Raw genomic sequence first — 1,124 nt, 5'->3', positions numbered from 1 at the left:
AACTGTCAGAAAACCGTAAAGCTAACGACAAAACAACGCGCTGAAAAGCGGCGTGTGGATTCGTTGTGGCTAGGTGGTTTCCGAGCATTATGTGAAGCGCCCTAACGTTTGGTTAAGGGGCGGCCGAAAGCGCAGCTTTTGGACGTCCCAGTGAGCGTAGCGAACGACTTGAACCAATTGTTATGCCTTGAACGATGAGGCCTGAATTCAGTCCGGAGTATAAACATAATCGAGGTAGCGCTTTTGATAGAAAATTTCCAGCGAGTCAAGAGATTCAAATAACTCTGACCAGACCTCATGCCCTTGTATTAAGTCATCAGGGTCAAGCTCATAGCCAACTTGTTCATCATGCCCTACAAAATTATTTGATATGGCGTAATCTCTCGATTCGACTTCTGCTAGCTTGTGGGCCGCAGTTGCGGACTCAGCAGCGAAACAGACAATTCGCTCCTCAAAGATATTTTTCCCATCTGCCTTAACTCCGAAGTGATAAACATTTCTTATTGCATACCATGGCATTGGGGGCACCTAGGGCATAACGTTTGGTTAAGGGGCGGCCAAAAGCGCAGCTTTTGGACGTCCCAGTGAGCGAAGCGAGCGACTTGAACCACTTGTTAGGTGCTTTCCACAAAGTATTTTGAAACAGAGGTGAGGTACGCCATTGTTATTATGGCGCCGTCAGACAGCATGACTATGCTGCTTATACCGGCGCTTAGCGGTGTCATAACGGAAAACCCCGAAAAGAAGCTAGCTATAGTCGTTGCAACCAGAAGTATGAGAAATGATGTTCGCGCAATACGTGAGAAAAAGAATAAGCCAATTGAGTTGATGAACCACGCAATGAAAAGACCCCAGTATATTGCGATATGGCTTGGAATATATGAACCGAACCCATCGGCTGAGGCTAAGTTAAGTTCATCTGGCGATAACCACAAATAATCGAAAAACGGCAGCAGCCAAAGCACTACAAACAGCGCTGTTGATATTGCCACTATATATCTGAAGATAGATTTCATATTTTGTAGTGCACCTAACGATAAGCTAAGGGGCGGCAAAAAGCGGAGCTTTTTGACGTCCAGTGAGCGGAGCGAGCGGCCTTAAGCGCATTGTTAGGATGGCTCGTT

General features: G+C 46.4%; 2 protein-coding genes. Both read right to left on the bottom strand.

Going from position 1 to position 1,124, the window contains the following annotated elements:
* Positions 1-207 precede the first annotated feature (207 nt).
* Complete coding sequence (locus tag BMX80_RS17560; protein WP_074870825.1) at positions 208-519, bottom strand: hypothetical protein; 312 nt, start codon at positions 517-519, stop codon at positions 208-210.
* A 95-nt stretch (positions 520-614) separates the two neighbouring features.
* Positions 615-1,016 (bottom strand): hypothetical protein, encoded by a 402-nt coding sequence (locus tag BMX80_RS17555; protein ID WP_074870823.1) that lies wholly within the window; start codon positions 1,014-1,016, stop codon positions 615-617.
* Positions 1,017-1,124: the final 108 nt, after the last annotated feature.

It is taken from the genome of Atopomonas hussainii (genome assembly GCF_900109735.1).
GTDB lineage: Bacteria > Pseudomonadota > Gammaproteobacteria > Pseudomonadales > Pseudomonadaceae > Atopomonas > Atopomonas hussainii.
The sequence above is the reverse complement of the archived record's forward strand: the minus strand, read 5'-3'. Positions and strand labels throughout refer to the sequence as shown.

Coding starts and splice junctions, on each gene's coding strand:
- BMX80_RS17560 (WP_074870825.1), bottom strand. CDS start 519: ATGCCATGGTATGCAATAAGAAATGTTTATCACTTCGGAGTTAAGGCA.
- BMX80_RS17555 (WP_074870823.1), bottom strand. CDS start 1,016: ATGAAATCTATCTTCAGATATATAGTGGCAATATCAACAGCGCTGTTT.